The 23037-nt window shown below is 67.8% G+C and carries 21 protein-coding genes; 5 read left to right on the top strand and 16 right to left on the bottom strand.

Annotation, left to right across the window (positions count from 1 at the left end; translation table 11 throughout):
• Positions 1–104: 104 nt before the first annotated feature.
• Positions 105–1523, top strand: coding sequence for a benzoyl-CoA 2,3-epoxidase subunit BoxB (boxB, locus tag FHP25_RS07520; protein ID WP_231712241.1), 1419 nt, complete (start codon positions 105–107; stop codon positions 1521–1523).
• A gap of 55 nt (positions 1524–1578) precedes the next feature.
• Here the strand turns inward: boxB and FHP25_RS07515 are convergent, their stop codons facing one another.
• Positions 1579–2010: a DUF1810 domain-containing protein gene (locus FHP25_RS07515; RefSeq protein ID WP_147846301.1), complete on the bottom strand. Its 432-nt coding sequence runs from the start codon at positions 2008–2010 to the stop codon at positions 1579–1581.
• 138 nt (positions 2011–2148) lie between these two features.
• Here FHP25_RS07515 and FHP25_RS07510 point away from each other — a divergent pair, with 138 nt between their 5' ends.
• On the top strand, positions 2149–3717 hold the full coding sequence (locus tag FHP25_RS07510) for a benzoate-CoA ligase family protein (RefSeq protein ID WP_231712233.1): 1569 nt from the start codon (positions 2149–2151) through the stop codon (positions 3715–3717).
• A 98-nt stretch (positions 3718–3815) separates the two neighbouring features.
• On the opposite strand, the gene FHP25_RS07505 is transcribed toward FHP25_RS07510, so the two are convergent.
• On the bottom strand, positions 3816–4232 hold the full coding sequence (locus tag FHP25_RS07505; RefSeq protein ID WP_147846300.1) for a type II toxin-antitoxin system VapC family toxin: 417 nt from the start codon (positions 4230–4232) through the stop codon (positions 3816–3818).
• Positions 4232–4621 carry a ribbon-helix-helix domain-containing protein gene (locus FHP25_RS07500; protein ID WP_178133362.1) on the bottom strand — a complete coding sequence of 130 codons (390 nt, stop codon included), beginning with the start codon at positions 4619–4621 and terminating at the stop codon, positions 4232–4234. The genes FHP25_RS07505 and FHP25_RS07500 overlap by 1 nt, the downstream gene beginning before the upstream one ends.
• Positions 4622–4654: 33 nt before the next feature.
• Here FHP25_RS07500 and FHP25_RS07495 point away from each other — a divergent pair, with 33 nt between their 5' ends.
• On the top strand, positions 4655–6238 hold the full coding sequence (locus FHP25_RS07495) for a winged helix-turn-helix domain-containing tetratricopeptide repeat protein (RefSeq protein ID WP_147846298.1): 1584 nt from the start codon (positions 4655–4657) through the stop codon (positions 6236–6238).
• Here the strand turns inward: FHP25_RS07495 and FHP25_RS07490 are convergent.
• The 13 genes from FHP25_RS07490 to FHP25_RS07430 form a co-directional block, all read right to left on the bottom strand.
• Positions 6213–6416: a hypothetical protein gene (locus FHP25_RS07490; protein ID WP_178133361.1), complete on the bottom strand. Its 204-nt coding sequence runs from the start codon at positions 6414–6416 to the stop codon at positions 6213–6215. The two genes, FHP25_RS07495 and FHP25_RS07490, sit on opposite strands and share 26 nt — an antisense overlap.
• Before the next feature lie 180 nt (positions 6417–6596).
• Positions 6597–6905: an extradiol ring-cleavage dioxygenase gene (locus FHP25_RS07485; protein ID WP_147846296.1), complete on the bottom strand. Its 309-nt coding sequence runs from the start codon at positions 6903–6905 to the stop codon at positions 6597–6599.
• A 28-nt stretch (positions 6906–6933) separates the two neighbouring features.
• A complete protein-coding gene (locus FHP25_RS07480; RefSeq protein WP_147846295.1) occupies positions 6934–7830 on the bottom strand; it encodes a DODA-type extradiol aromatic ring-opening family dioxygenase in 897 nt (298 codons plus the stop codon).
• 173 nt (positions 7831–8003) lie between these two features.
• On the bottom strand, positions 8004–9140 hold the full coding sequence (locus FHP25_RS07475) for an alpha/beta fold hydrolase (RefSeq protein WP_147846294.1): 1137 nt from the start codon (positions 9138–9140) through the stop codon (positions 8004–8006).
• Positions 9141–9388: 248 nt separating this feature from the next.
• Positions 9389–11149, bottom strand: coding sequence for a chloride channel protein (locus tag FHP25_RS07470; protein ID WP_147846293.1), 1761 nt, complete (start codon positions 11147–11149; stop codon positions 9389–9391).
• Between the two features lie 178 nt (positions 11150–11327).
• A complete protein-coding gene (locus tag FHP25_RS07465) occupies positions 11328–11771 on the bottom strand; it encodes a hypothetical protein (RefSeq protein WP_147846292.1) in 444 nt (147 codons plus the stop codon).
• A 224-nt stretch (positions 11772–11995) separates the two neighbouring features.
• Positions 11996–13426 (bottom strand): type I glutamate--ammonia ligase, encoded by a 1431-nt coding sequence (gene glnA / locus FHP25_RS07460; protein ID WP_147846291.1) that lies wholly within the window; start codon positions 13424–13426, stop codon positions 11996–11998.
• A 14-nt stretch (positions 13427–13440) separates the two neighbouring features.
• Positions 13441–13872 carry an aminoacyl-tRNA deacylase gene (locus tag FHP25_RS07455; RefSeq protein WP_218578247.1) on the bottom strand — a complete coding sequence of 144 codons (432 nt, stop codon included), beginning with the start codon at positions 13870–13872 and terminating at the stop codon, positions 13441–13443.
• A gap of 282 nt (positions 13873–14154) precedes the next feature.
• Positions 14155–15147, bottom strand: coding sequence for an ABC transporter ATP-binding protein (locus tag FHP25_RS07450; RefSeq protein WP_147846289.1), 993 nt, complete (start codon positions 15145–15147; stop codon positions 14155–14157).
• A gap of 70 nt (positions 15148–15217) precedes the next feature.
• A complete protein-coding gene (locus FHP25_RS07445; RefSeq protein WP_147846288.1) occupies positions 15218–16294 on the bottom strand; it encodes an ABC transporter ATP-binding protein in 1077 nt (358 codons plus the stop codon).
• Between the two features lie 196 nt (positions 16295–16490).
• Positions 16491–17390 carry an ABC transporter permease gene (locus FHP25_RS07440; RefSeq protein WP_147846287.1) on the bottom strand — a complete coding sequence of 300 codons (900 nt, stop codon included), beginning with the start codon at positions 17388–17390 and terminating at the stop codon, positions 16491–16493.
• Between the two features lie 140 nt (positions 17391–17530).
• Positions 17531–18487: an ABC transporter permease gene (locus tag FHP25_RS07435; RefSeq protein ID WP_147846286.1), complete on the bottom strand. Its 957-nt coding sequence runs from the start codon at positions 18485–18487 to the stop codon at positions 17531–17533.
• A gap of 174 nt (positions 18488–18661) precedes the next feature.
• Entirely contained in the window at positions 18662–20284 is a 1623-nt protein-coding gene (locus FHP25_RS07430) for an ABC transporter substrate-binding protein (protein ID WP_147846285.1), read from the bottom strand.
• Between the two features lie 232 nt (positions 20285–20516).
• On the opposite strand from FHP25_RS07430, the gene FHP25_RS07425 reads away from it, so the two are divergent.
• Both FHP25_RS07425 and tal read left to right on the top strand, forming a co-directional pair.
• Positions 20517–21560 (top strand): ABC transporter ATP-binding protein, encoded by a 1044-nt coding sequence (locus FHP25_RS07425; protein ID WP_147846284.1) that lies wholly within the window; start codon positions 20517–20519, stop codon positions 21558–21560.
• Positions 21561–21951: 391 nt separating this feature from the next.
• Positions 21952–23037 (top strand): transaldolase, encoded by a 1086-nt coding sequence (gene tal, locus FHP25_RS07420; protein WP_147846283.1) that lies wholly within the window; start codon positions 21952–21954, stop codon positions 23035–23037.

Below are 23037 nucleotides of genomic sequence, written 5' to 3'. Positions count from 1 at the left end.
CGTAATCTCATTTCTTCTCTGTGTTCCTCTGTGTTCTCTGTGTCTCTGTGGTGAATCTTCTCTTCTCTTCTCTTACGCGATCGACGCACGACAGGAGGCTGATGATGGCCATCGATTACAGCGAACGGATCCCCAACAACGTCGAGCTGTCGAGCGATCGCCGGCTGCAGCGGGCGCTGGAGGCGTGGCAGCCGCGCTTCCTCGACTGGTGGAAGGATCTCGGCCCCGAGGGCACGTCCGCCTATGACGTCTACCTGCGCACCGCGATCTCTACCGACGCCAACGGCTGGGCCAATTTCGGCTACGTGAAGATGCCCGAGTACCGCTGGGGCATCTTCCTCGCCGACCGCGAGGCCGACCGCGTGATCCCGTTCGGCGACAACAAGGGCGCGGCCGCCTGGCAGGAGGTGCCCGGCGAGCACCGCTCCACCCTGCGCCGGCTGATCGTGACCCAGGGCGACACCGAGCCCGCCTCGGTCGAGCAGCAGCGGCTGCTGGGCCGCACCGCCCCCTCGCTCTACGACCTGCGCAACCTGTTCCAGATCAACGTCGAGGAAGGCCGGCACCTGTGGGCCATGGTCTACCTGCTGCATGCCTATTTCGGGCGTGACGGGCGCGAGGAGGCCGAGGCCATGCTGGAGCGCCACTCCGGCGATCCCGACAAGCCGCGCATCCTGGGCGCCTTCAACGAGCAGACGCCTGACTGGCTGTCGTTCTTCATGTTCACCTACTTCACCGACCGCGACGGCAAGTACCAGCTCGCCTCGCTGGCTGAATCAGGCTTCGATCCGCTGTCGCGCACCTGCCGCTTCATGCTGACCGAGGAAGCGCACCACATGTTCGTGGGCGAGACCGGTGTCGGCCGCATCGTGCAGCGCACCTGCGAGCTGATGCGCGAGCACAAGACCGACGACGTGCGCGCGCTGGGCGCCATCGACCTGGCCACGTTGCAGAAGTACCTGAACTTCCATTTCAGCGTGTCGCTGGACCTGTTCGGCCAGGAGGCCTCGACCAACGCCGCCAACTACTACACGGCAGGCGTGAAGGGCCGCTTCCTCGAGACCAAGATCGCCGACGACCACAAGCTCACCGACGCCACCTACGACATCCTGGGCCTGCAGGACGGCGCCCTGGTCAGCCGCGCCGTGCCGGCGCTGTCGGCGCTCAACGAGCGGCTGCGCCAGGACTATATCGACGACTGCGCCCGCGGCGTGCTGCGCTGGAACAAGGTCATCGAGCGCGCCGGCATCCCCTTCGAGCTGAAGCTGCCGCACCGCGCCTTCAACCGCCGCATCGGCGCCTTCGCCGATGCGCGCGTCTCGCCGGAGGGCAAGGTCGTGTCCGAGGCCGACTGGGCCGCCAATGCCGGCATGTGGCTGCCGACGGACGAGGACCGCGCCTATGTGCGCTCGCTGATGGGCGCCGCCGTGATCGAGCCCGGCAAGTACGCCCACTGGATCGCACCGCCGGCGCGCGGCATCAACAACCAGCCCGCCGACTTCCAGTACGTGCGGTTCAATTGATGCGTTCGAGGCGCCTCCCCGACTTCGTTGGGGAGGCGGCATCCTCAATGCGGAATCAGTATCGGGTGAGGAAATCCAGGGTGTATTCGCAGCGCTCGCCGGCGAAGTATTTCTGCAGGACCTCCTCGAAGACAGCGTTGTCTGCCGCCACGGCGGCGAACAGGGTCATCGACGACTGGCATTTCAGGTCATCCGGCGTGCCGAGGATCTGATGCGCCGTCCGACCCTGCACATCGGCCAGCAGCCGGCTGCACTGGCGCAGCCGCGGCCCCAGCACAGGATGCGCCAGATAGGCCTCGGCCTCCCGGCGCGAGCCGATCGCGAAGTCCCAGGCCGTGCCGCTGCGCCCCAGCCCCTTCACCTGCGGGAAGATGAACCACATCCAGTGGCTGCGCTTGCTGCCGGCGCGCAGCTCCGCCAGCACACGCTCGACAACAGGATCCTGGGCCTCGACGAAGCGCTGCAGGTTGTGCGGATCGGCGGCCATGGCGGGCTCCAGCGTCGGTAAGGTACGGTGCTGCGCGATCATACCCTCTCCCGCCCCTGACGCGAGCGCAGAGGGTTCTTGCCGTCAGAGCGCCGAAGACTTAACCAATCGACCAACAGAGCAATCGGAGGCGGCGTCATGGCAGGGCGAATGGTGGGCAATGTGGCGATCGGCGACGACGGCGGGATCACGATCCCGCCGCGGTTCAACGTCGCCGTGCCGTTCATCGACCGGCACCTGGCCGAGGGCCGCGGCGCCAAGGCGGCGATCCGCACCGCCAGCGAGACGGTGAGCTACGCCGCGCTGGCGCGGCGCGTCGACGCCACCGGCCGCGCCCTGCAGGCGCGCGGCCTGCGCCCGGGCGACCGCATGCTGATGATCGTCAAGGACTGCCCGGCGTTCTTCTATCTGTTCTGGGGCGCCATCAAGGCCGGCATCGTGCCGGTGCCGGTCAACACCCTGCTGCGCGCCGCCGACTACGCCTACATGATCGACGATTCCGGCTGCGGCCTGCTGGCGTGGTCGCCCGAATACGCGGCCGAGGTCGAGCCCGCCCTGGCCCAGCTCGGCAGCAAGGCGCCGCCAGCGCTGAAAGTCACCGACGATGCCAGCATCGGCGCCGACGCTGCCGGACCGACGCTTGAACCCCACCTTGCCGCGCCCACCGACGACTGCTTCTGGCTCTACTCTTCCGGCTCGACCGGCCGGCCCAAGGGCGCGGTGCACCGCCAGCGCGACATGGTGGTGGCCAGCGAGTTCTACGGCGTTCGCACGCTCGGCGTCACCGAGACCGACATCTGCTATTCGGCCGCCAAGCTGTTCTTCGCCTATGGCCTGGGCAATGCCATGACCTTCCCGCTCTGGGCGGGCGGCACGGCGGTGCTCGATCCGGCGCGCCCGACGCCCGCCTCGACCTTCGACAACGTCGAGACGTTCCGCCCTACCCTCTATTTCGGCGTCCCCACGCTCTATGCCGCGCAGCTCGCGGCGCTGGAGGCGCGCCAGGTTGGCTTCGGCTCGGTCCGCGCCTGCGTCTCGGCCGGCGAGGCCCTGCCCGCCGACATCTTCCGCCGCTGGCAGGAGAAGACCGGCACCATCATCCTCGACGGCATCGGCTCGACCGAGATGCTGCACATCTTCCTCGGCAACCGCCTGGACGATTACCGCCCCGGCACCTCGGGCCGCGCCGTGCCCGGCTACACCGCCGAGATCCGCGATCCCGACGGCAACAGGGTGCAGCCCGGCGACAGCGGCCGGCTGTGGATGAAGGGCGAATCGGCGGCCGCCTACTACTGGAACAAGCCCGAGAAGACCGCCCAGACCATGGTCGGCGGCTGGCTCGACACCGGCGACACCTACCGCCAGGACGCGGATGGCTACTTCATCTACGAAGGCCGCAGCGACGACATGCTGAAGGTCGGCGGCATCTGGTGCTCGCCGGTCGAGATCGAGGGCTGCCTGATCGGCCACCCGGCGGTCCTGGAAAGCGCCGTGGTTGGCCGCGCCGATGCCGACGGCCTGGTGAAGCCGCAGGCCTTCATCGTGCTCAAGCCCGGCCAGGACGGCGGCGCCACGCTGACCGACGCGCTGATGGCGCGCTGCAAGCAGTCGCTGGCGCCGTACAAGTATCCGCGCTGGGTGGAGTATGTGAGCGAGCTGCCCAAGACGGCGACGGGCAAGATCCAGCGGTTCAAGCTGCGGGGGTGAACGGGGTGGACACACACGCTCGCTTTCCCTCGTCCGATTGTCGACAGAAGTTGCGATCGTCACCCCGGGCGCAACTCACCTTCCGCCGGTACCTGGTGCTAAGCCACCAGCTTGAATCCAGCGATGGCGAAATGATGATCGAACGCATACGCCAGTCGAATGCGCGCGCGCTTCATGATCGCAAAGCTGGTTGCATCGACTGCCGACAATTTGTGAAGGTCAGCACGTCTGAAATAGTCCCACGACTGCTCCAGGTCGCGCAGGTCGCAAGGAATGATTTTGACAGTCCCCGGCTTGTAGATGGCCTCCTTCCACGCTAGGGCCACGTCCCGGTTGGCATTGCGCTCAATGAACGTGAAGGTCTCGATGACAACGGGAATCGAGGTATGCAGCTTCGCGCCGGTGCCCTGCAGCAAGTCCCACTGCTCGCGCGCCCGCACGTGAAGTGAATCCCGCGACAAGGCAAGAGCGATCCAGGCGCCGCTATCGACAAAAACGGCTTCCCCTTGCCGCATCAGGGTGTGTCGTAAATGCTATCGTGATCGACGGACGGGCGCTTCGGCTCACCGTCCCAAATGGCGACCGGTCCAGAGGCTTGCGGCGCCAGCACGACCTTGCGGATTGCGTCGCGAACGACTGCAGCGACGCTGCGCCCGGACCGCGCTGCAACCTCGCGCAACGCCTCAAGTTCTTCCTTGCGCAGATATATTTGCGTCTTTTCCACGTGTGTCATTTTAATAAGGCAGCTGACATACGTCAAATGGGGCGGTCCTGGGCTGCGATCGAATTTCGCGTCCGAAGATCTGCCCATCCTGCCAGCGATGCTTCGATCCGCCAGCCCCGGCAGGGATTTTGCTGTGCTATCAAGCTCCCGGCCGGCAGACGGATTTGCCTGCTCAGCCATGCTCATGCTTGTGCGCGATCGAGGGGGGCCGACGTGCGATACGCCTTCGAGGACTATGTTCTCGACCCGAAGCGGCGGGAGCTCACCCGCGGCGTCGACGCCGTGCCGGTCAGTCCGCAGGTCTTCGACCTGCTGCTCTACCTGGTGCAGAACCGCGAGCATGTCGTCAGCAAGGACGAGCTGCTGAACGTGGTATGGGACGGGCGGATCGTCTCTGAATCGACACTGACCAGCCATATCAATGCCGCCCGCAAGGCCGTCGGCGACAGCGGCCAAAGCCAGCGGCTGATCCGGACGATCGCGCGCAAGGGCTTCCGGTTCGTCGGTGACGTCAAGGAGGGGCGGCCGTCGGTCGGCGCCATAGCCGCAAGAGCCGCAGGCGTCAGGGTGCCTGATCCTCCTCCCCTGGCGCCGGCGCTCGCCGACAAGCCTTCCCTCGCCGTCCTGCCGTTCCTCAACCTGAGCGGGGATCCCGGGCAGGACTACTTCATCGACGGCGTGGTCGAGGACATCATCTCGGCCTTGTCGCGCATGCGGTGGCTGCTCGTCATCGCGCGCAATTCGAGCTTCACGTACAAGGGCCGGGCCGTCGACGTGAAGCAGGTGGGCCGCGAGCTCGGCGTGCGCTACGTGCTCGAAGGCAGCATGCGCAAGGCCGACAACCGCGTGCGCATCACGGGGCAGCTCGTCGATGCGGCAACCGGGGCGCATATCTGGGCGGAGCGGTCCGAAGGCACCCTCGACGACATCTTCGAGCTGCAGGACCAGATGGCGACCAGCGTCGTCGGCGCCATCGCACCGCAGCTCGAGCGCGCCGAGATCGAACGCGCCCAGCGCAAGCCGACCGAGAGCCTCGACGCCTATGACTTCTATCTCCGCGGCATGGCGAGCTTCCATCGCGGCACCCGCGAGGCGATCGATGCCGCCCTGCCCCTGTTCCATAGAGCGATCCAGCTCGATGCGGATTTCGCCTCGGCCTACGGCATGGCGGCGTGGTGCCACTTCTGGCGCAAGATCAACGGCTGGATGACCGATCGGCCGCAGGAGTCGGCGGAAGGGGCGCGATTGGCCCGCCAGGCGGTGGAACTGGGCAAGGACGACGCCGTCGCGCTGACACGCGGCGGCCATGCGCTCGGCCATTTCGGCGGCGACCTCAGCAGGTCCATCGCCTTGCTCGACAGGGCGCTGGTGCTCGATCCCAACCTGCTGGCGGCATGGTATCTCGGCGGCTTCCAGCGAATTGCCCGCGGCGATCATGACGACGCCATCGAGCGCTTCACGCATGCCATGCGCTTGAGCCCCCTGGATCCCGAGATGGTCCGCATCCAGACCGGCATCGCCCTGGCCCATCTGTTCGCGGGCCGCTTCGACGCCGCCTCGTCATGGGCGGAGAAGGCGTTCAGGGAGCTGCCGACATTCCTGCTGGTCGTCGGCGTCGCCGCCGCCAGCCATGCCCTTGCCGGCCGCATGGACGAGGCACAGCGCGCCATGCGCCATTTCCGCCAGCTCGATCCCGAGCTGCGCGTCTCCAATCTCAAGGACTGGTTTCGTCTGCACCGGCCGGAAGACCTCGCGACGCTCAAGGAGGGCCTCAAGCGGGCGGGACTGTCGGCGTGAGCGGCGGCGTCCGCCGGAAGAGCACCACGATAGCGACGACGATGATCTGCACCACGGCACCGATGACGAACGCGGAAGCCGGCGACATCGCCGGCGAGCCCGTGCGCTTGCGCGCAAGCGTCGCCATCGCAACCACGGCGACACCGATCCAGTGTCCGGAAGCGCCGGTCGCTGACACATCTGTCATCCCGAGCGCAGCGAGGGATCTCCTGCGCGGGACGCACGGTGCGCCACTCGCAGGAGATCCCTCGCTGCGCTCGGGATGACGGTCACGACCCACCTTCTACCGATGGCCGGTGCTAGCGCGATGCCGTATGCAGGCGACCATGCCGGTCGCGCGAACGGCGAGGCAACCTGCTCATCCGACCGCGCCCTTGCCCTGCAGGGATTCGACGAGCTTGTTGACCGCGACGGTGGCGCCCTTTCCCGCCTCGTTGCCGAAGATCAGCCGCGCCAGCTGGCCGCCGAGATAGGGGTGCAGGCCCATGTCGTAGAGCGCACGGAAGTCGCGGGCCTCGATGGCGCGCCGCTCGTCGGGGCGCAGCGCATAGCGGTCGAGCACGGAAGCCTCGCTGGCGGCGAACGCATCGCGCAACGCCGGCGTCCATTTCAGGTCCTGGATCAGGTCGTGGGTGGCCAGCGACGGATTGAACTTCTCGAGCCCCATGGCGATGGCCTCCTGCGCGGTGGTCCGGTCAGGCCGTCATCCCGGGCGAACCGGGAGATCCTCCGGACCGCCTGTTGGCATCCATGTCCCACAGCACGGCGCCGACGCCGCACTTGAAGTCTTTGTGCGCGGCGTAGCCGAAGCTGCGTCCCGGCCGCGGACCGATCGCGCCCAGCACGACGACCCAGGCCAGCAGCTCGGCCGTGCCGCCCGAGCCTGCCGCCTCCATCTTCTCCAGGGTCAGCTCGCGCAGCAGCCGGTCGTGATCGCCTGATGCGACCAGGTCGAGGAACCAGCGGTCGAACGCCTCGTCGATGAAGTAGTAGCGCGCGCCGCCCGGCTCATGGCTGAGGCCGCCGGAGCCCAGCAGCGCCACCCGCATGCCGGCGGGAAGGTCGTCGCGGATGAGCGCGCCCAGCGCCCGGCCGACGGCATAGCAGCGATGCTGATCGGGGATCGGCGGCACGGTGCAGTTCTGCAGCACCGGCACCATCGGGACGCCGGCATCCTGGAGCTTGGCAAGGTGCACCGGCACCGAGATGTTGTCATCGAACTTCAGGTTGCCGCTTTCCGCGAACATGCGGATGCCCCGCCGGGTCATGCCGTCGAGCAGCGCCTCCGCAACCTGCGGCGCGCCCTTCACCCTGTAGTCATCGCAGCCGATCCACGGCTTGAACCATTCGTGCGGACCGCGATGCTCGGCGGCCATGCCGATCAGGAAGTCGGGATAGGCCCGCACGCGGCTGTTGGTGAGGTGATCGTTGGCGAACACGATCAGCACGTCGGCGCGGGCGCCTGCGATCGCCTCGGCAAGGCTGCCATAGGTGCTGGCCACGACATCCCTGACCTCGGAAGGTGCCGCTGCCAGCAGCCCGATCAGGCCCGGCGCATGTGGCGCCCCGGCCGCGAACACGATCTGGGCCATCGCTTCCACCCTTTCGTCCCAGGTGTCTCGCGTACTCTAGGGGACGTCCCGATGGAAGGGAACCGGGACCAACCGTCGTCCGAGCGCTCGTCAGGGGACCGAACCGGGTGCCAAGCCCGGTCCCCAGGTCGTTCCGGTTGGTCAGAAGGCAGCTTCGGCCATCGCATCCCCCTTCACGAGCGCGCGCGACGGCGGGGCGGCGTCAGCAGGTAGCGCCGGGAACCGAGCGTGGTCCGGTTCCTGATCTGATCAGGGCGCTGGCCTTCGAGCACCGACACGATGTCGTCGCGCACGGCCGGGAACGTGCGGTAGTACTGGTGGTTCTGGAAATCTTCCGTCACATCCAGGACGTTGCTGACATCGACGGCGACGATCTTGTCGCTGATGCCGCTCATGTTGTCGGGTCCGTTCGTGCCCAGGCGCGGACCATTGAACTTGGTGACGTTGCTGAGCGTGGACAGGATCCAGTCCCTGCGCGTGTGATACACCGTCACGGCGGCGCCGAGGCGCGGCAGGTACTTGAGCTCGGCCGCGTCGTCGAATGCGTCGTCATCCTCGTCGGCCGCGGCCAGGATGACCTGCTCGAACGTCTGGCGCAGGTTGTTGGGATCGGGCTTGCCGTCGGTCGGCACCGAGATCAGCAGGCGGCCCTGGTCATCCGGCCCGTCCAGGGGGCTGTCATCCAGCGGCATCCTCATCAGCGCCTGCACCGCGTGACGGAAGGCGTAGACGCCCATGGAGTGGCAGATCAGGTGGATGGGCTGCCGGCATTGCTCCTCCTTCATGATCCGGTCCATGTAGCGATAGAGGATGCGCAGCGTGCGTGCCATCGCCACGCCGGAGCGACGCGCCATCTCGCGGTCATGCGCATAGTCGGCATAGGGCAGCGGAATGCCGCTGGGCGATCCCCGCGACGGCCAGGAGAAGCTGAACACGTTGGCGTCGATGCCATAGAAGTCGAGGATCAGCCCGGCCCGCTCCACGGTGTCGAAGAACGCGTTGCTGAAGCCGTGGACGACGACCAGCGTCGGCCGCTCATGCTCGAGCATGATCGTCCGGATCTCGTCGAAGACCGCGTTGCTGCCGTGCTGCGGCGCCTGGTTGCCCGGCGGATAGAGGTTCTCGGGCGCCACCTGCAGCGTGTCCCGGCGAGCCGTGGCCTCGCCGCGGACCACGTCGACGTCGATCTTCCCGAAGCGCACGGCCGTGCCGTCGATCGGGCCCAGCTCGGACCCGAAGTCGACGATGCGGTTGCTGCCGTCGACCGTGGGCTTGCGATTCGTCGCGAAGTAGACCGTCACGGTAGCCATCTGTCCCCCCCTGTCGCCCGTGTCGGCGCGTGGCTCACCCGCGCAGCGTGTGGGAGGCACCGGCCTTTCGCATCGTACAATTGGGGGACAACGCGCCGATTCCCCCCGGCAGGAATCGGTGGTCGGCCGGTCCACGAAAGCTCACGATCCCGTGCGAATGGATGGCGCCGCCGGCCGCGGCGGGCGGCGGCAACAGTGGCTGCCGTTGAGATCGAAGCTGTCGACAAGGCGGCTGCCGCGGCAGCCGGTCACTCCTGACCCAGCACGTCGCGCCGCCGCAGCTCCAGCGCCTCGGCGTAGCGGCGCAGCGCGTGCGCCTCGCTCAGCAGGCCCACCACCTGGCGTTCCCCTGGCCGGCTGACGACCGCCAGCGCCTCGGCTTCGGTCCGGTCGAACATCTCGACCGCTTCCTTGATGGTCATGTACGGCATCAGCACATCGTCGCCGTGGCGCAGGATCTCGCCGATCGTGGCCGCCTCGGCATGCTCCGGCGCATGCGCCTCGGACACCAGCACCAGCCCGGCGTAGTGGCCCTCGGCGTCGACCGCCACGACCTGGGTCGCCGCGCCCAGCGGGAACGCCTCGCGAAATGCCGGCAGCGCCATGTCCGCCGGCACGGTCTTCACGTCCGAGCGCATCATGCGTCCCACGGTGAGGTCGCGGATCCAGCCGACATCGGCGGCGCTGCGGATCGTCTCGCCGCGCAGGTGGAAGCGCCAGGTCGCGAACGAGTAGCCGAAGGTCTCGCGCGTCACCTGGGTGGCGATGATCACGGCCACCAGCACCGCCGTCGTCAGCCAGAAATTGCCCGTCGTCTCCAGCGCGATGAAGGTCATGGTGAGCGGCCCGCCGATCACGCTGACCGACAAGGCCCCCATGCCGATGATGGCATAGGTGTTGGTATCGAGCCCCAGCGCCGGCCACAGCGCCCCCAGGCCGGACGCGAACAGCTGCCCGCCCAGCGCGCCCAGCAGCAGCGAGGCGAAGAACAGGCCGCCGCGGAAGCCGGCGCCCAGCGAGATCATCGACGCCAGCGTCTTGAGCACGAACACCAGCGCGATGGCCCACAGCGACCGGTCGAGCACGCCTGCCAGGTGCAGCGCGCCGTGGCCGGACGACATCACCTGCGGCGACAGCAGCGCCAGCGCCCCGACCGCGAGGCCGCCCAGCGCCGGGCGCAGCATGGCCGGCACCTTGGCACGCACGAACAGCGCCTCGCAGAGCGCGACGCCGCGCATCAGCGCGATCCCGAATCCCGCCGCCAGCAGTCCCAGCACGCCGGCGATCGCGAGGTCGCGGCCGGTGATGGCCGAGGCCGACGCCGCGATGATGCCCAGCGACGTGGGCGCGAAGGCGCTGGCCACGACATGCCCCAGCAGGGCCGCCAGCCCCACCGGCGCCAGGCTCGCCACCGAGTAGCTGCCGATGATCAGCTCGAAGGCATAGAACGCGCCGGCCAGCGGCGCGCCGAAGGCGCCGGCGATGGCGCCGGCGGCGCCGCAGCCAACCAGGATCCGCAGATCGCCGCGGCGCAGGCGGAAGGCGCGCCCGACCCACGAGGCGATGCCGCTTGCGAGCTGGGTGTAGCCGGCCTCGAGGCCGACCGATGCGCCCACGCCGCTCGACCACAGGGTCTGCCCCGCGACCGACAGGCTGCCGCTGGCCGACATGCGCCCGCCATGCAGGGCGTTGGCCTCAATCGGGTCGACCTCGCGGCCGGCGCGCCAGCGTGCCAGAAGCGCCATGGCCAGGCCGAACGCCAGCCCCCCGGCCACCGGCACCGCCAGCGCCCGCACCGGGTCGAGCATCCGGTGCGCCGACAGCCGCTCGCCAGGCGACAGCTCGAAGAACGTGCGATGCAGGAAGTCGACGCCGACGCTCATGGAGACCACCACGAGGCCGGCGGCGGTGCCGATCAGCGCCGCGAGCACGACCAGGCTGGTCTCGCGCGAGCGCACCAGCGCGCGCAGGCGGCGCGGGATTTCGAAAGCGGTGCTGGACGGTCGCATCGGCGTGAAGCGTGTCTGGGAGGACGAAAGTGCTCGCGGCACCACGGTTTTCCACCCGATTGCGTCGTTTTCCGGGCTGGCTGATGCGGACCGTGAAGAAGCCGCCGTGGATAGAGCCGCCGACACAAAGAAAAAGGCTCCGGAGCATCGAGCCCCGGAGCCCTCGACGCGTCCCCCGTCAATTGCTCTTGGTGTCGCCTTCCTTGCCGGCAGCGATCTTCGCGTCCTGAGCCGCGGCAGCGGCCACGGCCTTCTTGATGGCTTCGTCGAGCTGCGCGTCGGTGCTGAGCTTATCGAGCGCTCTTCCGCACGCCCTGCCGGCCTCCTCGTTCGGTGCGTGACCCGTTTTCACGAGGATCTCGGCCTGCTCACTGGTACCCTTGCGCCTGATCTCGGTGGCTTCCGCGGCCGTCACGCCGGAACTGAGGTACGACGCCAGACAATATTCCGCGTGGACGTTGTCGACTGCAGCCGTGCGATAGCCTTCTGCCGCGCTACGCGACATGAACCAGCCGGGATAGCCGAAGCAGAAGATGGCCGTGGCGACGATGCCGACGCCGGCACCGATCACATGCGCCTTCGTTATCGGATTTTCCCAGGCTTTCTTGCTTTGCTCAACCATGCTTGCAACCTCCCTGTCGGGGCGGAACGAAACTGCTCGTCCGCTGCCCATCACCGTATCATGGTGCGCAGGAAGCGATAGCAAAGATGGAAACATCCCATTCTGGATCAAAAGCGCTCCTGCACAATTTCGTGCAGAGGCCACAAGTAATCGCACGGCACATGCGGCCGTGCAGCCACGACGCGGCTTTCCGCTGGCGACAGCTGTCGCGCACGCCGACGTGATCAAGCGTCATAGTAGAGGTGGAACTCGTACGGGTGCGGCCGGATCGCCACCGGGTCCACCTCCTTCTCGCGCTTGTAGGCGAGCCAGGTCTCGATCACGTCGCGCGTGAAGACGTCGCCCTTCAGGAGGAAGTCGTGATCCGCCTCCAGCGCGTTCAGCACCTCGGCCAGCGAGCCCGGCGTCGATTTCACCGCCTTGGCCTCTTCCGGCTCCAGGTCGTAGAGATCCTTGTCGATCGCCTCGCCGGGGCTCATCCGTCGCTGGATCCCGTCCAGGCCCGCCATGAGCATGGCGGCGAACGCCAGGTAGCCGTTGCAGGACGGATCGGGGAAGCGCACCTCGACGCGCTTGGCCTTGGGCGACGTCGAGTACATCGGGATGCGGCACGCGGCCGACCGGTTGCGCTGCGAATAGACCAGGTTGATCGGCGCCTCGTAGCCGGGCACCAGGCGGCGATAGGAGTTCGTCGTGGGCGCGCACAGCGCCAGCAGGGCCGGGGCATGGGCCAGGATGCCGGCGATGTACATGCGGCCCAGCTCGCTGAGGCCGGCGTAGCTGTCTTCGCTGTAGAAGAGGTTCTGCTCGCCTCGCCAGATCGACTGGTGGACATGCATGCCCGACGCATTGTCCCCGAACAGCGGCTTGGGCATGAACGTCGCCGTCATGCCGCGCCCGTGGGCCACGTTCTTGACGACGTACTTGTAGATCATGAGCTTGTCGGCCATCCGCGTGAGCGAGTCGAAGCGCATGTCGATCTCGTTCTGACCCGCGGTCGCGACCTCGTGATGGTGGGCCTCGATCCGGATGCCGATCTCCATCAGCTTGAGGATCATCTCGCTGCGCATGTCCTGCAGCGTGTCGACCGGCGGCACGGGGAAATAGCCCTCCTTCGCGCGCGGCTTGTGGCCGAGGTTGGGATGCTCGTCCCGCCCGGTGTTCCAGCTGCCCTCGTCCGAATCGACGTAATAGAAGGCGTGGTTGATCCCCTGGCCGTAGCGGATGTCGTTGAAGACGAAGAATTCGGCCTCGGGACCGAAATAGGAAATGTCGCCGATGGCCGTGGACTTAAGGTAGACCTCCGCCTTCTCCGCAACGTAGCGCGGATCGCGCGTGTAGCGCTGGCCGGTGACGGGATCGCGCACGTTGCTGATCAGGACCAGCGTCGTCGCCTCGGTGAACGGATCCAGGAACGCGCTCGTCGGATCCGGGATCAGCACCATGTCGCTCTCCTGGATCTTCTGGAATCCCCGGATCGAGGATCCGTCGAAGCCGATCCCTTCGGCGAGCGCGTTGTCATCGATCGCATCCGGCGGCACGGAGAAGTGCTGCCAGGTCCCGGGCAGGTCGGTGAAGCGCAGGTCGACGATCTGCACTTTCTGATCGCGGATCAGCCTGAACAGGTCTTCAGGCGTCTGGCATGCGAGCGGCATCGGTTCCTCCCCTGCTAGCCGCGCTCGGCGAAGCGCGCCCGCCGGGCGCCCGCCATGAGCTTCCCGAAATCGTCGGCGCTGACGCGCACGAGCGTCGTATGATCCCCACCCTCGAAATAGACCTCGTCGAGATCGAGCAAGCGCTCGTCCACGACCACGTCGAGCCCGTAGGCAGCGCCGATCGCCGGCACGGCACCATGGGCGCAGTCGTCGAAGATCAGGTCGATCTCCTGCTCCGTCGCCAGGCGCGCATCGCACCCCAGCACCGCCGTGATTCCCGGAAAGCCGACATGATGCGAGGCGGGCAGCACCGCCAGCGTGTAGCCCTCCGTGTCCCGCAGCAGGACGGCCTTGGCGATCTTCCCGCCAGGCACGTGACTGGCCTCGGCCGTGCGCGAGGCGGAGCGCGTCGCGGCGTGCTGCACGACATCGAAGTCGACGTGCACCCGATCGATGTATTCGCGTAGATGCCGTGCGAGTGTCGTGGCGTGCCTCCGTCATGCTCGACGTGCCGACCGCTGCCTGGAATCGCGACTGCGCCGCCGGTCGCGGACGCAACCTCTTCCAACGCTGGAACACAGCAAGATCGATCGCTCGGGTGCCGCGGCTGCGCACTGGCACAGACACTCTCGACGCACGCAGGCTTCAGGCCACCCTGGCGGCGTTCGGCAACGGCGGCAGAATAGCATCAGTCGCGGACCTGCGATAGCGGGTCGAGCGTGACGGTCTCAAGCCCGGATGCACGCCACCCGGTGCCCTGCCCGCACCTCGCGGCAGTCCGGCACCGCGCCCTTGCAGGCGTCGATGGCGATCGGGCAGCGCGGATGGAACACGCAGCCCGGCGGCGGGTTGAGCGCGCTGGGCACCTCGCCGCCCAGCACGGTGCGCTGGCGCCGGGCCTCGACGTCGGGGTCGGGGATCGGCACCGCCGACAGCAGCGCCTGGGTGTAGGGATGCAGCGGCTCGGCGTAGAGCGCGGCGCGGTCGGTGAGCTCCGCCATCTTGCCGAGATACATCACCGCCACCCGATCGGAGATGTGGCGCACGACGGAGAGGTCGTGGGCCACGAACAGATAGGTCAGGCGGAACTGCTCCTGGAGGTTCTCCAGCAGGTTCACGATCTGCGCCTGGATCGAGACGTCGAGGGCCGACACCGGCTCGTCGCAGATGATCAGCGACGGCTCCGTGGCCAGCGCCCGTGCGATGCCGACGCGCTGGCGCTGGCCGCCGGACAGCTCGTGCGGATAGCGACCGACCATCGACGGCAGCAGCCCCACGACGGCGAGCAGCTCCCTGACGCGTTCGCGCCGCGCCTTGCGCTCGGGCACGATGCCGTGCACGGCCATCGGCTCGTCCAGCATCTGGCCCACCGTCATGCGCGGGTTGAGCGAGCTGTACGGATCCTGGAAGATCACCTGGATCTTGCGGCGCACGATGCGAATCTCGGCCGGCGACAGCGTGGTGAGATCGCGGCCCTCGAAGATCACCTGGCCGCTGGTCGGCCGCTCCAGCAGCAGGATGCAGCGGCCGGTCGTGGTCTTGCCGCAGCCCGACTCCCCCACCAGGCCCAGGGTCTCGCCGCGCCTGATGGCGAAGGAGACGCCGTCGACCGCCTTCACCACCGCCGGCGGGCCGCCGAACAGCCCGCCGCCGCCCACCGGAAAGTGCTTCACGAGGTCACGCACCTCGAGGATGACGTCATCAGCCGCCGCGAGGGTCATGACAGTGCCGCCACAAGCACGTCATCCCGAGCGCAGCGAGGGATCTCCCTGAAGGACGAGCGCGTTCTCATCACCGGGAGATCCCTCGCTGCGCTCGGGATGACGGGATTTCCTCACCATCGCCAGAAGGCTGCGGGGACAGCGCGGACCGCTGCGGCAGGTCTTGCGCCACCCAGCACGCCGACAGGTGCGAGCCGCCGACCGATTGCAGCGGCGGCGCCTCGGCGCGGCAGCGCTCGATGGCGAAGGCGCAGCGGGGGGCGAAGGCGCAGCCGCGCGGCAGCCGCGTGAGGTCGGGCGGCTGGCCCTGGATCGGGTCGAGGCGCTCGCGCTTGGGCTCGTCCAGCCGCGGCACCGAGCGCAGCAGCCCCAGCGTGTAGGGATGCCGCGGATTGGCGTAGATCTCGCGGGCCGTGCCGCGCTCGACGATGCGGCCGGCATACATCACGTTCACCCGGTCGGCATAGCGCGCCACCACGCCGAGATTGTGCGTGATGATCAGGGTCGCGGCCCCGAAGCTGCGCGACAGCTCCTTCATCAGGTCGAGGATCTGCGCCTGGATGGTGACGTCCAGCGCCGTGGTCGGCTCGTCGGCCAGGATCAGGTCGGGGCTGCAGGAGAGCGCGATCGCGATCATCAGGCGCTGGCGCATGCCGCCGCTGAACTGGTGCGGGTACTGGCGCAGGCGCCGCTCGGCGTCGGGGATACCCACCAGCCGCAGCACCTCGATGGCGCGGGCACGGGCCTGGGCCTCGGTATGGCCGAGATGGATCTCGCAGGCCTCGGTGATCTGCCGGCCCACGGTGAGCACCGGGTTCAGCGACGTCATGGGCTCCTGGAACACCATGGCGATCTCGCGGCCGCGGATCCGGCGCATGTCGTCCTCGGGCAGCTCGAGCAGGTCGCGGCCCTTGAACAGGATCTGCCCGCCCGCGACGCGCCCGGCCGGCCGCGCGACCAGCCCCATGATGGACAGCGCGCTCACCGACTTGCCGCACCCCGACTCGCCCACCAGCGCCACCGTCTCGCCCGCGCGCACATCCCACGACACCCCGTCGACCGCGCGCACGACGCCGCCCCCCGTCGTGAACTCGGTGCGCAGGTCGCGCACGTCGAGCAGGGCGCCGGATGACACACGATCGTTCATGATCTTCCCTTCCCCACGCCTTGGCGTGGGGAATGTGGCCGAATACGACATATCGACGCGAAGCGTCGATATGTCGGGGATGGGGAGCTGACGTGGTGCCTCGAATTGAGATACCACGTCGGCTCCCCTCCGCCCCTTCGGGGCACCTCCCCACTTCGTGGGGAGGACGTTTCTCTCTGGTTCATCTTCATCACCTTCATCCCGTCCGCAGCTTGGGGTCGAGCGCGTCGCGCAGCGAATCGCCGAACAGGTTGAAGGCAAACACCGCCAGGCTGATCGCCAGCCCGGGGAACAACGCCATCCACGGCGCCGTCTCGGCGAACTCCACCGCCGCCCCGCGCAGCATCAGGCCCCAGGCCGCGGTCGGCTCCTGCACGCCCAGGCCGAGGAACGACAGCGACGCCTCCAGCAGGATCGCCTGTCCCAGGAACGAGGTCAGCATGATCAGGTAGGGCGCCATCACGTTGGGCAGCATGTGGCGCAGGATGATGCGGGCATGGCTGAAGCCCGCCGCCCGTGCCGCATCGACATAGGGCATCTCGCGCACCGAGAGCGCGCTGGAGCGGATCACCAGGGCGCAGCGCGGAACCATCGGCGCCGTCATGGCGATGATCAGGTTGGGCAGCGTGTTGCCCAGGATCGCCACCATCGCCAGCGCCAGGATGATCAGCGGGAAGGAGATGAAGATGTCCATGAAGCGCTGCACGATCAGGTCGACGCGGCCGCCGAAATAGGCGCTCCCGACTCCCAGGACGGCGCCGGCGGTCGAGCCCACGAAGGCGGCGCCGAAGCCCACGATCAGCGCCGTCTGCGAGCCGTAGATGATGCGCGAGAGCACGTCGCGGCCGTAGGCATCGGTGCCCAGCCAGTGATCGGCGCCGGGCGGCGCCAGCATGGCGGCGAAGTCGATGGCCAGCGGATCGTAGGGCGCGATCATCGGCGCGGTCAGCGCCACCAGGATCATCAGCACCACGATCGCCGCCCCGATCGCGCCCAGCGGCCGGCGGCGGCAGAAATCGAGCACGACGTCGAGCCAGCCGCGGCGCCGTTCCGGCGCTTCGGCCTCGACGATGGCGATGTCGGTCGTGGTGGTCATGGTTGATGCCTTTCGGACCGCGCGCGTCCACGCGCGCATCGGCGCGCCGGCGCCGACAGGTTTTCGCTCTTCGCTTCGCTTCGAGCGAATGCGGGCGTGGACGCCCGCGGTCCAAAAAGCCAGCGAACCATGCCCCGCCCCTACCGGTACCGGATGCGCGGATCGAGCCACGCGTACATGATGTCCATCAGGAAGTTCACGACGATGAAGGCGCTGGCCACCAGCAGCACCAGCGCCTGCGTGAGCGTGTAGTCGCGCCGGGCGATGGCCTGCACGAAGAGCAGGCCCAGGCCGTTGAGGTTGAACACCTGCTCCGTCACCACCAGGCCGCCGAGCAGGAAGGCGAACTCCAGGCCGATCACGGTGACCACGGGCAGCATCGCGTTCTTCAGCGCGTGGCGCACCAGGATCAGCTTCAACCACAGCCCCTTGGCGCGCGCCGTGCGTATATAGTCCTCGCGCAGCACCTCCAGCATCGAGGAGCGCGTCATGCGCGTGGCGACCGCCGAATAGCGGTAGCCCACGGCCAGCGCCGGCCAGATCAGCTGCACCAGGTTCTGCCAGGGATCGACCCAGAACGGCGTGTAGACCATGGGCGGCACCCACCTGAAGAAGATCAGGAAGCCCAGGATCATCAGGATGCCGAGCCAGAACGACGGCATCGCCAGGCCCGCGATCGAGAAGATGCGCACGGCGTAGTCGATCCAGGTGTCCTGCTTCAGCGCCGCGAGCACGCCCAACGGCAGCGCCAGCAGCGTGGCGATCACGGTCGCCATCAGCGCCACCTGCAGCGACAGCGCGAAGCGCAGCGCGATCTCGTCGCCGATCGGCGCGCCCGTCCACATCGAGATGCCGAAATCCAGCCGCACCACGCCCCACATCCATATCGCGAACTGCTCCCACACCGGCTTGTCGAGGCCCAGCCGCGCCCGCTCCGCCGCCAGCACTTCCGCCGACGCGCCCGAGCCCTCGCCCGACATGAACTTGGCCTCGACCACGTCGCCCGGGATGACGCGCAGCAGCAGGAAGATGATCAGCGCCACCCCGAGCAGGGTCGGGATCATCAGCAGGAAGCGGTTGATGACGAATCGCCACATGGTGGATTACCGAGAAGGTCCGTTCGTCCTCCCCAACGCAGTTGGGGAGGTGCCCCGAAGGGGCGGAGGGGAGCCGACGTGGTCTCAGTTATCGGCACCACGAGCGCTCCCCATCCGCCCTTCGGGCACCTTCCCCACTTCGTGGGGAAGGAATGGTGACGAGCATCTCAGCTCTCAATGTGTCGGGCCGTCGGTCAGCCACACCGTGTCGAGCATGTTGTTGAGGTAGTGGCTGGGCGTGATCTGCCAGCCCTTCACCTTGCTCGAATGCGGGATGATGCGATGCCACTGCAGCGTCATCAGGTAGTGCGCCTCCTCGTCCAGCAGCCGCTTCTCGAAAGCGCGCACGAATTTCTTGCGCGCTTCCACATCGGTGGCACGGCTCTGCTTCTCGTAGAGGTCGTCCAGCACGGGATCCTCGTAGAAGCCGTAGTTCGACGGGTTCTTGCTGCGCGACGTGAACTTGTAGAGGTCGAGGTCCGGCTCGACCGTGTAGCCGCACTGGAAATCCATCGCGACGTCGAACTCGCCCTTCTTCAGCGTCGTGTAGTAGGCTGCCGCCTCGACCACCTCCTGCTTGACCGTGACCCCGATCTGCCGCCACTGGTCGATCAGCCACACCGCCACCGGCTCGTAGGGCATCGGCACGCCGCGGTTGGTGAAGGTGAACGACAGGCCTTCGGCGCCCGCCTCCTTCAGCAGCTTCCTGGCCTCGTCGCGCGCTGCGTTGATGTCCTTGCCGTAGCCCGCCAGCTTCGCGAGCTCATCCGGCGGCGTCGCGTAGGGCGTGCCGGGCACCTGCACGCCCGCTACTTCCTTGACGATGGCGATGCGCGAGAGCGCCTTGGAGCCGGCATAGCGGTCGAGCGCCAGGGTGAGCGCGCGGCGCACGCGCTTGTCGCCGAACGGCTTCTTCTGCTGGTTGGGCACCACCATCAGGAGGCAGTCCCACGGCGCCTCGGCGACCGTGATCTTGTCGCCCAGCGCCGCCTTCAGCGTGTCGCGGTCGGCCGGCGTGAAGCCGCGGAACTGGATGTGGGCGCGCTCGCCGCGGACGGCCGCGACCTGCGCTGCCGACGACTTGATGAAGAGCGCGCGGTAGCCGTCGAGGTAGGGCTTGCCCTTGTCCCAGTAGTCGGGGTTGCGCTTGCCTACCCAGTGCGAGCCCTTCACGTGCTCGACGAAGAGGAAGGGACCGGTGCCGTTGATATGCGTCTCGTACCAGTGCGGGTCCTTGGCCAGGATGTCGGCGCGGTAGATCCAGTTCCATGGCGAGGCCAGCGATCCCAGGAACGACACCGTCGGCCACTTCAGGCGGAACACCACCGTGTAGGGATCGGGCGCCTCGACCGCCTTGACCACGCCGTACTGGCCCTTGCGGTCGCTCACCACGCCCTCGGGCGGGAAGATGATCTTGTCGTACGACGCCTTGACGTCCTTGGACGTCATCTCGTTGCCGTCGTGGAACTTCACGCCCTGGCGCAGCTTGAAAGTGTAGACGAGGCCGTCGCTCGACACGGTCCAGCTCTCGGCCAGGTCGGGGGCCGGCTTGGTGCCGGTCGGATCGGTGGGATCGAAGCGCAGCAGGCCGTTGTAGTGCGGCGCCACGGGGTGGATGACCCCGAAGGTCTGCTCGCGATGGGCGTCGTAGGATGGCGGTTCCGAGGGAACCGGGAAGACCAGCTCCCCGCCGTAGCGGGGTTTCTCCTGGGCCAGAGCATTACCGGTGGCGACAATCAGCACGCATGCGGCCGCGGACAGGATGCCCGCCAACCACGTCCTGCGACGTGTGACCATGGAACGTCTCCTCGTTTTGAACGTCCTCCCGAGCAGCTCTTCTGTGGAGCTTGCATCTACAATAACCTGAGCATCTTAGACTGTTTTTCAGCCTTGCACACCCCCTAGACATCGACGCACGCCGGTCGCGATCGCAGGGAGAAGTGTTGGAGCATACGCGGTAGCCCTGCCCTCAGGGGAAAGGATAAGATCACGCAAGCGGGCGAAGAACGCCGGCGGCAGGAGTCTGGGGTTGTCGGCGATCAGGTTGCGCGAGGTCAGCAAGGCGTGGGGCACCGTGCGGGCGCTCGACAGCGCCAGCTTCATCACCGAGGAGGGGCGGCTGCTGGTGCTGCTGGGGCCGTCGGGCTGCGGCAAGTCGACGACCCTGCGGCTGATCGCGGGGCTGGACAGCGCCACCTCGGGCCGCATCGAGATCCTGGGCCGCGACGTCACCGACCTGCCGCCGGCGGCGCGCAGCGTGTCGATGGTGTTCCAGTCCTACGCCCTCTTCCCGCATCTGAGCGTGGCCGAGAACATCGTCTTCGGCCTCAAGGTGCGCAAGGTGCCGGCGCCCGAACGCGCCAAGCGCCTGGCACGCGCCGCCGAGGTGCTGGGCCTGCAGGCGCTGCTCGACCGCAAGCCCTCGCAGCTCTCCGGCGGCCAGCAGCAGCGCGTGGCGCTGGGCCGCGCCATCGTGGCCCAGACGCCGGTCTGCCTGATGGACGAGCCGCTGTCGAACCTCGACGCCCAGCTGCGGGCCGAGATGCGGCGCGAGATCCGCGCCCTGCAGCAGCGGCTGGGCATCACCATGGTCTATGTCACCCACGACCAGGTCGAGGCCATGACCATGGCCGACCAGGTGATCCTGATGAAGGACGGCCATATCGAGCAGGACGGCGCTCCCGAGGCCCTCTACGAACGGCCGGCCACGATCTTCACTGCGCGCTTCGTGGGCACGCCGCCGATGAACGTGATGCCGGCGACGGCGCTGGCCGCGGCCGGCGGCACCGCCCTGCTCGACGGCGCGCCCGCCACCGCGACGCGCGAGCGCCTGATGCTGGGCGTGCGGCCAGAGCAGATCAGCCGCGTCGAGTCGGGCGGTATGGCGGCCACCGTGGTGGCGACCGAGTATCTCGGCGCCGACACGCTGGTGCAGGCGCGCGCCGGCGACGGCGAGCTCACGGCGCGCCTGCCCGGGCGCATCGCGCTGGCGCCCGGCGCGACGGTCCGGCTCGGCTGGCCCCTCGACAGCCGCCACTGGTTCGACGCCGACACCGGCCGCCGCCTGGCGTGACTCGCCGGCCGTCCTGAGTGACACCCAGGGCGATCGACCTGATTGCGGGCTGACGAACCTCCTCCTTCAGCCTTGCGACGGTATGGGACGCGCCGACCTCTTGTATTCGGCGTGATCGAGATAATATCCTGAGCAGCGTGCTCCGGTTGGGCAGGCGAGCAGATCAACCAGAAGCCGATCCGGCAATGAGACGCCTCAGCACGGCTCTCCGGCCAAGGGCTGCTGCTCGTATCGACGCGGCGGCTTCAGATCACGAGGATCGCGGCGCTCGTGCCGCGCGGAACCGCACACGAACAAGAAGCAACCGCGGACTAGAAGCTCGGTTCGGGTGTGACTTGCCGTCGTTGCGAAACGACGCCCCGCCCTTCTCATCCCGCCTGAAGGTGACGCAATGACTCCAACCAGGACGCTCCACGAGCTCGGCCAGAGCCTATGGCTCGACAACATCACCCGCGAGCTGCTGAGCAGCGGCACGCTGCCGCGCTACATCGACGATCTTTCTGTGACGGGACTCACCTCGAACCCCACGATCTTCGACCACGCGATCAAGAACAGCGCGATGTACGATCCGGATATATCCGCTGGGGCCCACTCGGCCAAATCGGGAGAGGACCTGTTCTTCGAGCTGGCCCTGGCGGACCTGACGCGCGCAGCGGCGCTCTTCCAGCCCGTCTTCGCACGGACCGACGGGGTGGACGGGTGGGTGTCGCTGGAAGTCTCCCCCCTTCTGGCCCACGATACCGAGCGCACGCTGTCCGCTGCGATCGATCTCCATCGCCGCGGCGGCACGCCCAACCTCTTCATCAAGATTCCCGGCACCCCGGAGGGATTGCCGGCGATCGAAGCGGCGATCTTCGCCGGCGTTCCGGTCAACGTCACGCTTCTCCTTTCGCGCGAACAATATCTCGCGGCGGCTGACGCCTACCTTCGTGGCGTCGAGCGACGCATCGCGGCGGGTCTCAATCCGGCGGTCGCATCCATCGCTTCGCTCTTCGTCAGCCGCTGGGACGTCGCAGTCGGCGCAAAGATATCCAGCGAGCTCGCCAACCGGCTGGGCATCGCGATCGCCCAGCGTACCTACAAGTCATATCGGGAGCTGCTCGCTTCGCCACGCTTCCAGCGCGCCGCCAATGCGGGGGCCCGGGCCCAGCGCTTGCTGTGGGCCAGCACCGGCACCAAGGACCCCGGCGCGTCCGACATTCTCTATGTGAAGGCCCTCGCCGCGCCGTTCACCATCAACACCATGCCGGAGGGCACGCTCAAGGCCTTCGCCGATCACGGCGAGGTGGGCGGCATCCTTGCGCCCGACGGAGGCGATGCCGAAGCGGTTCTCGCCCGCTTCGCCAAAGCCGGCATCGACATCGATGCGCTGGCCGCGCAGCTGCAGACCGAGGGCGCTGCCTCCTTCGTCAAGTCGTGGAACGACCTGATGGACCGCATCGCGGCCAAGAGGGTCATGATGCGCAAGGCGAGCTGA

The organism is Vineibacter terrae (assembly GCF_008039615.1).
Taxonomy (GTDB): Bacteria; Pseudomonadota; Alphaproteobacteria; order Reyranellales; family Reyranellaceae; genus Vineibacter; species Vineibacter terrae.
Note: the sequence above shows the minus strand (reverse complement) of the source record. Positions and strands in the feature narration are given on the sequence as shown.

Bases quoted from the DNA above. Each gene is read 5' to 3' on its own strand.
- boxB (WP_231712241.1), top strand. From the start codon at position 105: ATGGCCATCGATTACAGCGAACGGATCCCCAACAACGTCGAGCTGTCG.
- FHP25_RS07515 (WP_147846301.1), bottom strand. From the start codon at position 2,010: ATGGCCGCCGATCCGCACAACCTGCAGCGCTTCGTCGAGGCCCAGGAT.
- FHP25_RS07510 (WP_231712233.1), top strand. From the start codon at position 2,149: ATGGCAGGGCGAATGGTGGGCAATGTGGCGATCGGCGACGACGGCGGG.
- FHP25_RS07505 (WP_147846300.1), bottom strand. From the start codon at position 4,232: ATGCGGCAAGGGGAAGCCGTTTTTGTCGATAGCGGCGCCTGGATCGCT.
- FHP25_RS07500 (WP_178133362.1), bottom strand. From the start codon at position 4,621: ATGGCTGAGCAGGCAAATCCGTCTGCCGGCCGGGAGCTTGATAGCACA.
- FHP25_RS07485 (WP_147846296.1), bottom strand. From the start codon at position 6,905: ATGGGGCTCGAGAAGTTCAATCCGTCGCTGGCCACCCACGACCTGATC.
- FHP25_RS07480 (WP_147846295.1), bottom strand. From the start codon at position 7,830: ATGGCCCAGATCGTGTTCGCGGCCGGGGCGCCACATGCGCCGGGCCTG.
- FHP25_RS07475 (WP_147846294.1), bottom strand. From the start codon at position 9,140: ATGGCTACCGTGACGGTCTACTTCGCGACGAATCGCAAGCCCACGGTC.
- FHP25_RS07470 (WP_147846293.1), bottom strand. From the start codon at position 11,149: ATGCGACCGTCCAGCACCGCTTTCGAAATCCCGCGCCGCCTGCGCGCG.
- FHP25_RS07465 (WP_147846292.1), bottom strand. From the start codon at position 11,771: ATGGTTGAGCAAAGCAAGAAAGCCTGGGAAAATCCGATAACGAAGGCG.
- glnA (WP_147846291.1), bottom strand. From the start codon at position 13,426: ATGCCGCTCGCATGCCAGACGCCTGAAGACCTGTTCAGGCTGATCCGC.
- FHP25_RS07450 (WP_147846289.1), bottom strand. From the start codon at position 15,147: ATGACCCTCGCGGCGGCTGATGACGTCATCCTCGAGGTGCGTGACCTC.
- FHP25_RS07445 (WP_147846288.1), bottom strand. From the start codon at position 16,294: ATGAACGATCGTGTGTCATCCGGCGCCCTGCTCGACGTGCGCGACCTG.
- FHP25_RS07440 (WP_147846287.1), bottom strand. From the start codon at position 17,390: ATGACCACCACGACCGACATCGCCATCGTCGAGGCCGAAGCGCCGGAA.
- FHP25_RS07435 (WP_147846286.1), bottom strand. From the start codon at position 18,487: ATGTGGCGATTCGTCATCAACCGCTTCCTGCTGATGATCCCGACCCTG.
- FHP25_RS07430 (WP_147846285.1), bottom strand. From the start codon at position 20,284: ATGGTCACACGTCGCAGGACGTGGTTGGCGGGCATCCTGTCCGCGGCC.
- tal (WP_147846283.1), top strand. From the start codon at position 21,952: ATGACTCCAACCAGGACGCTCCACGAGCTCGGCCAGAGCCTATGGCTC.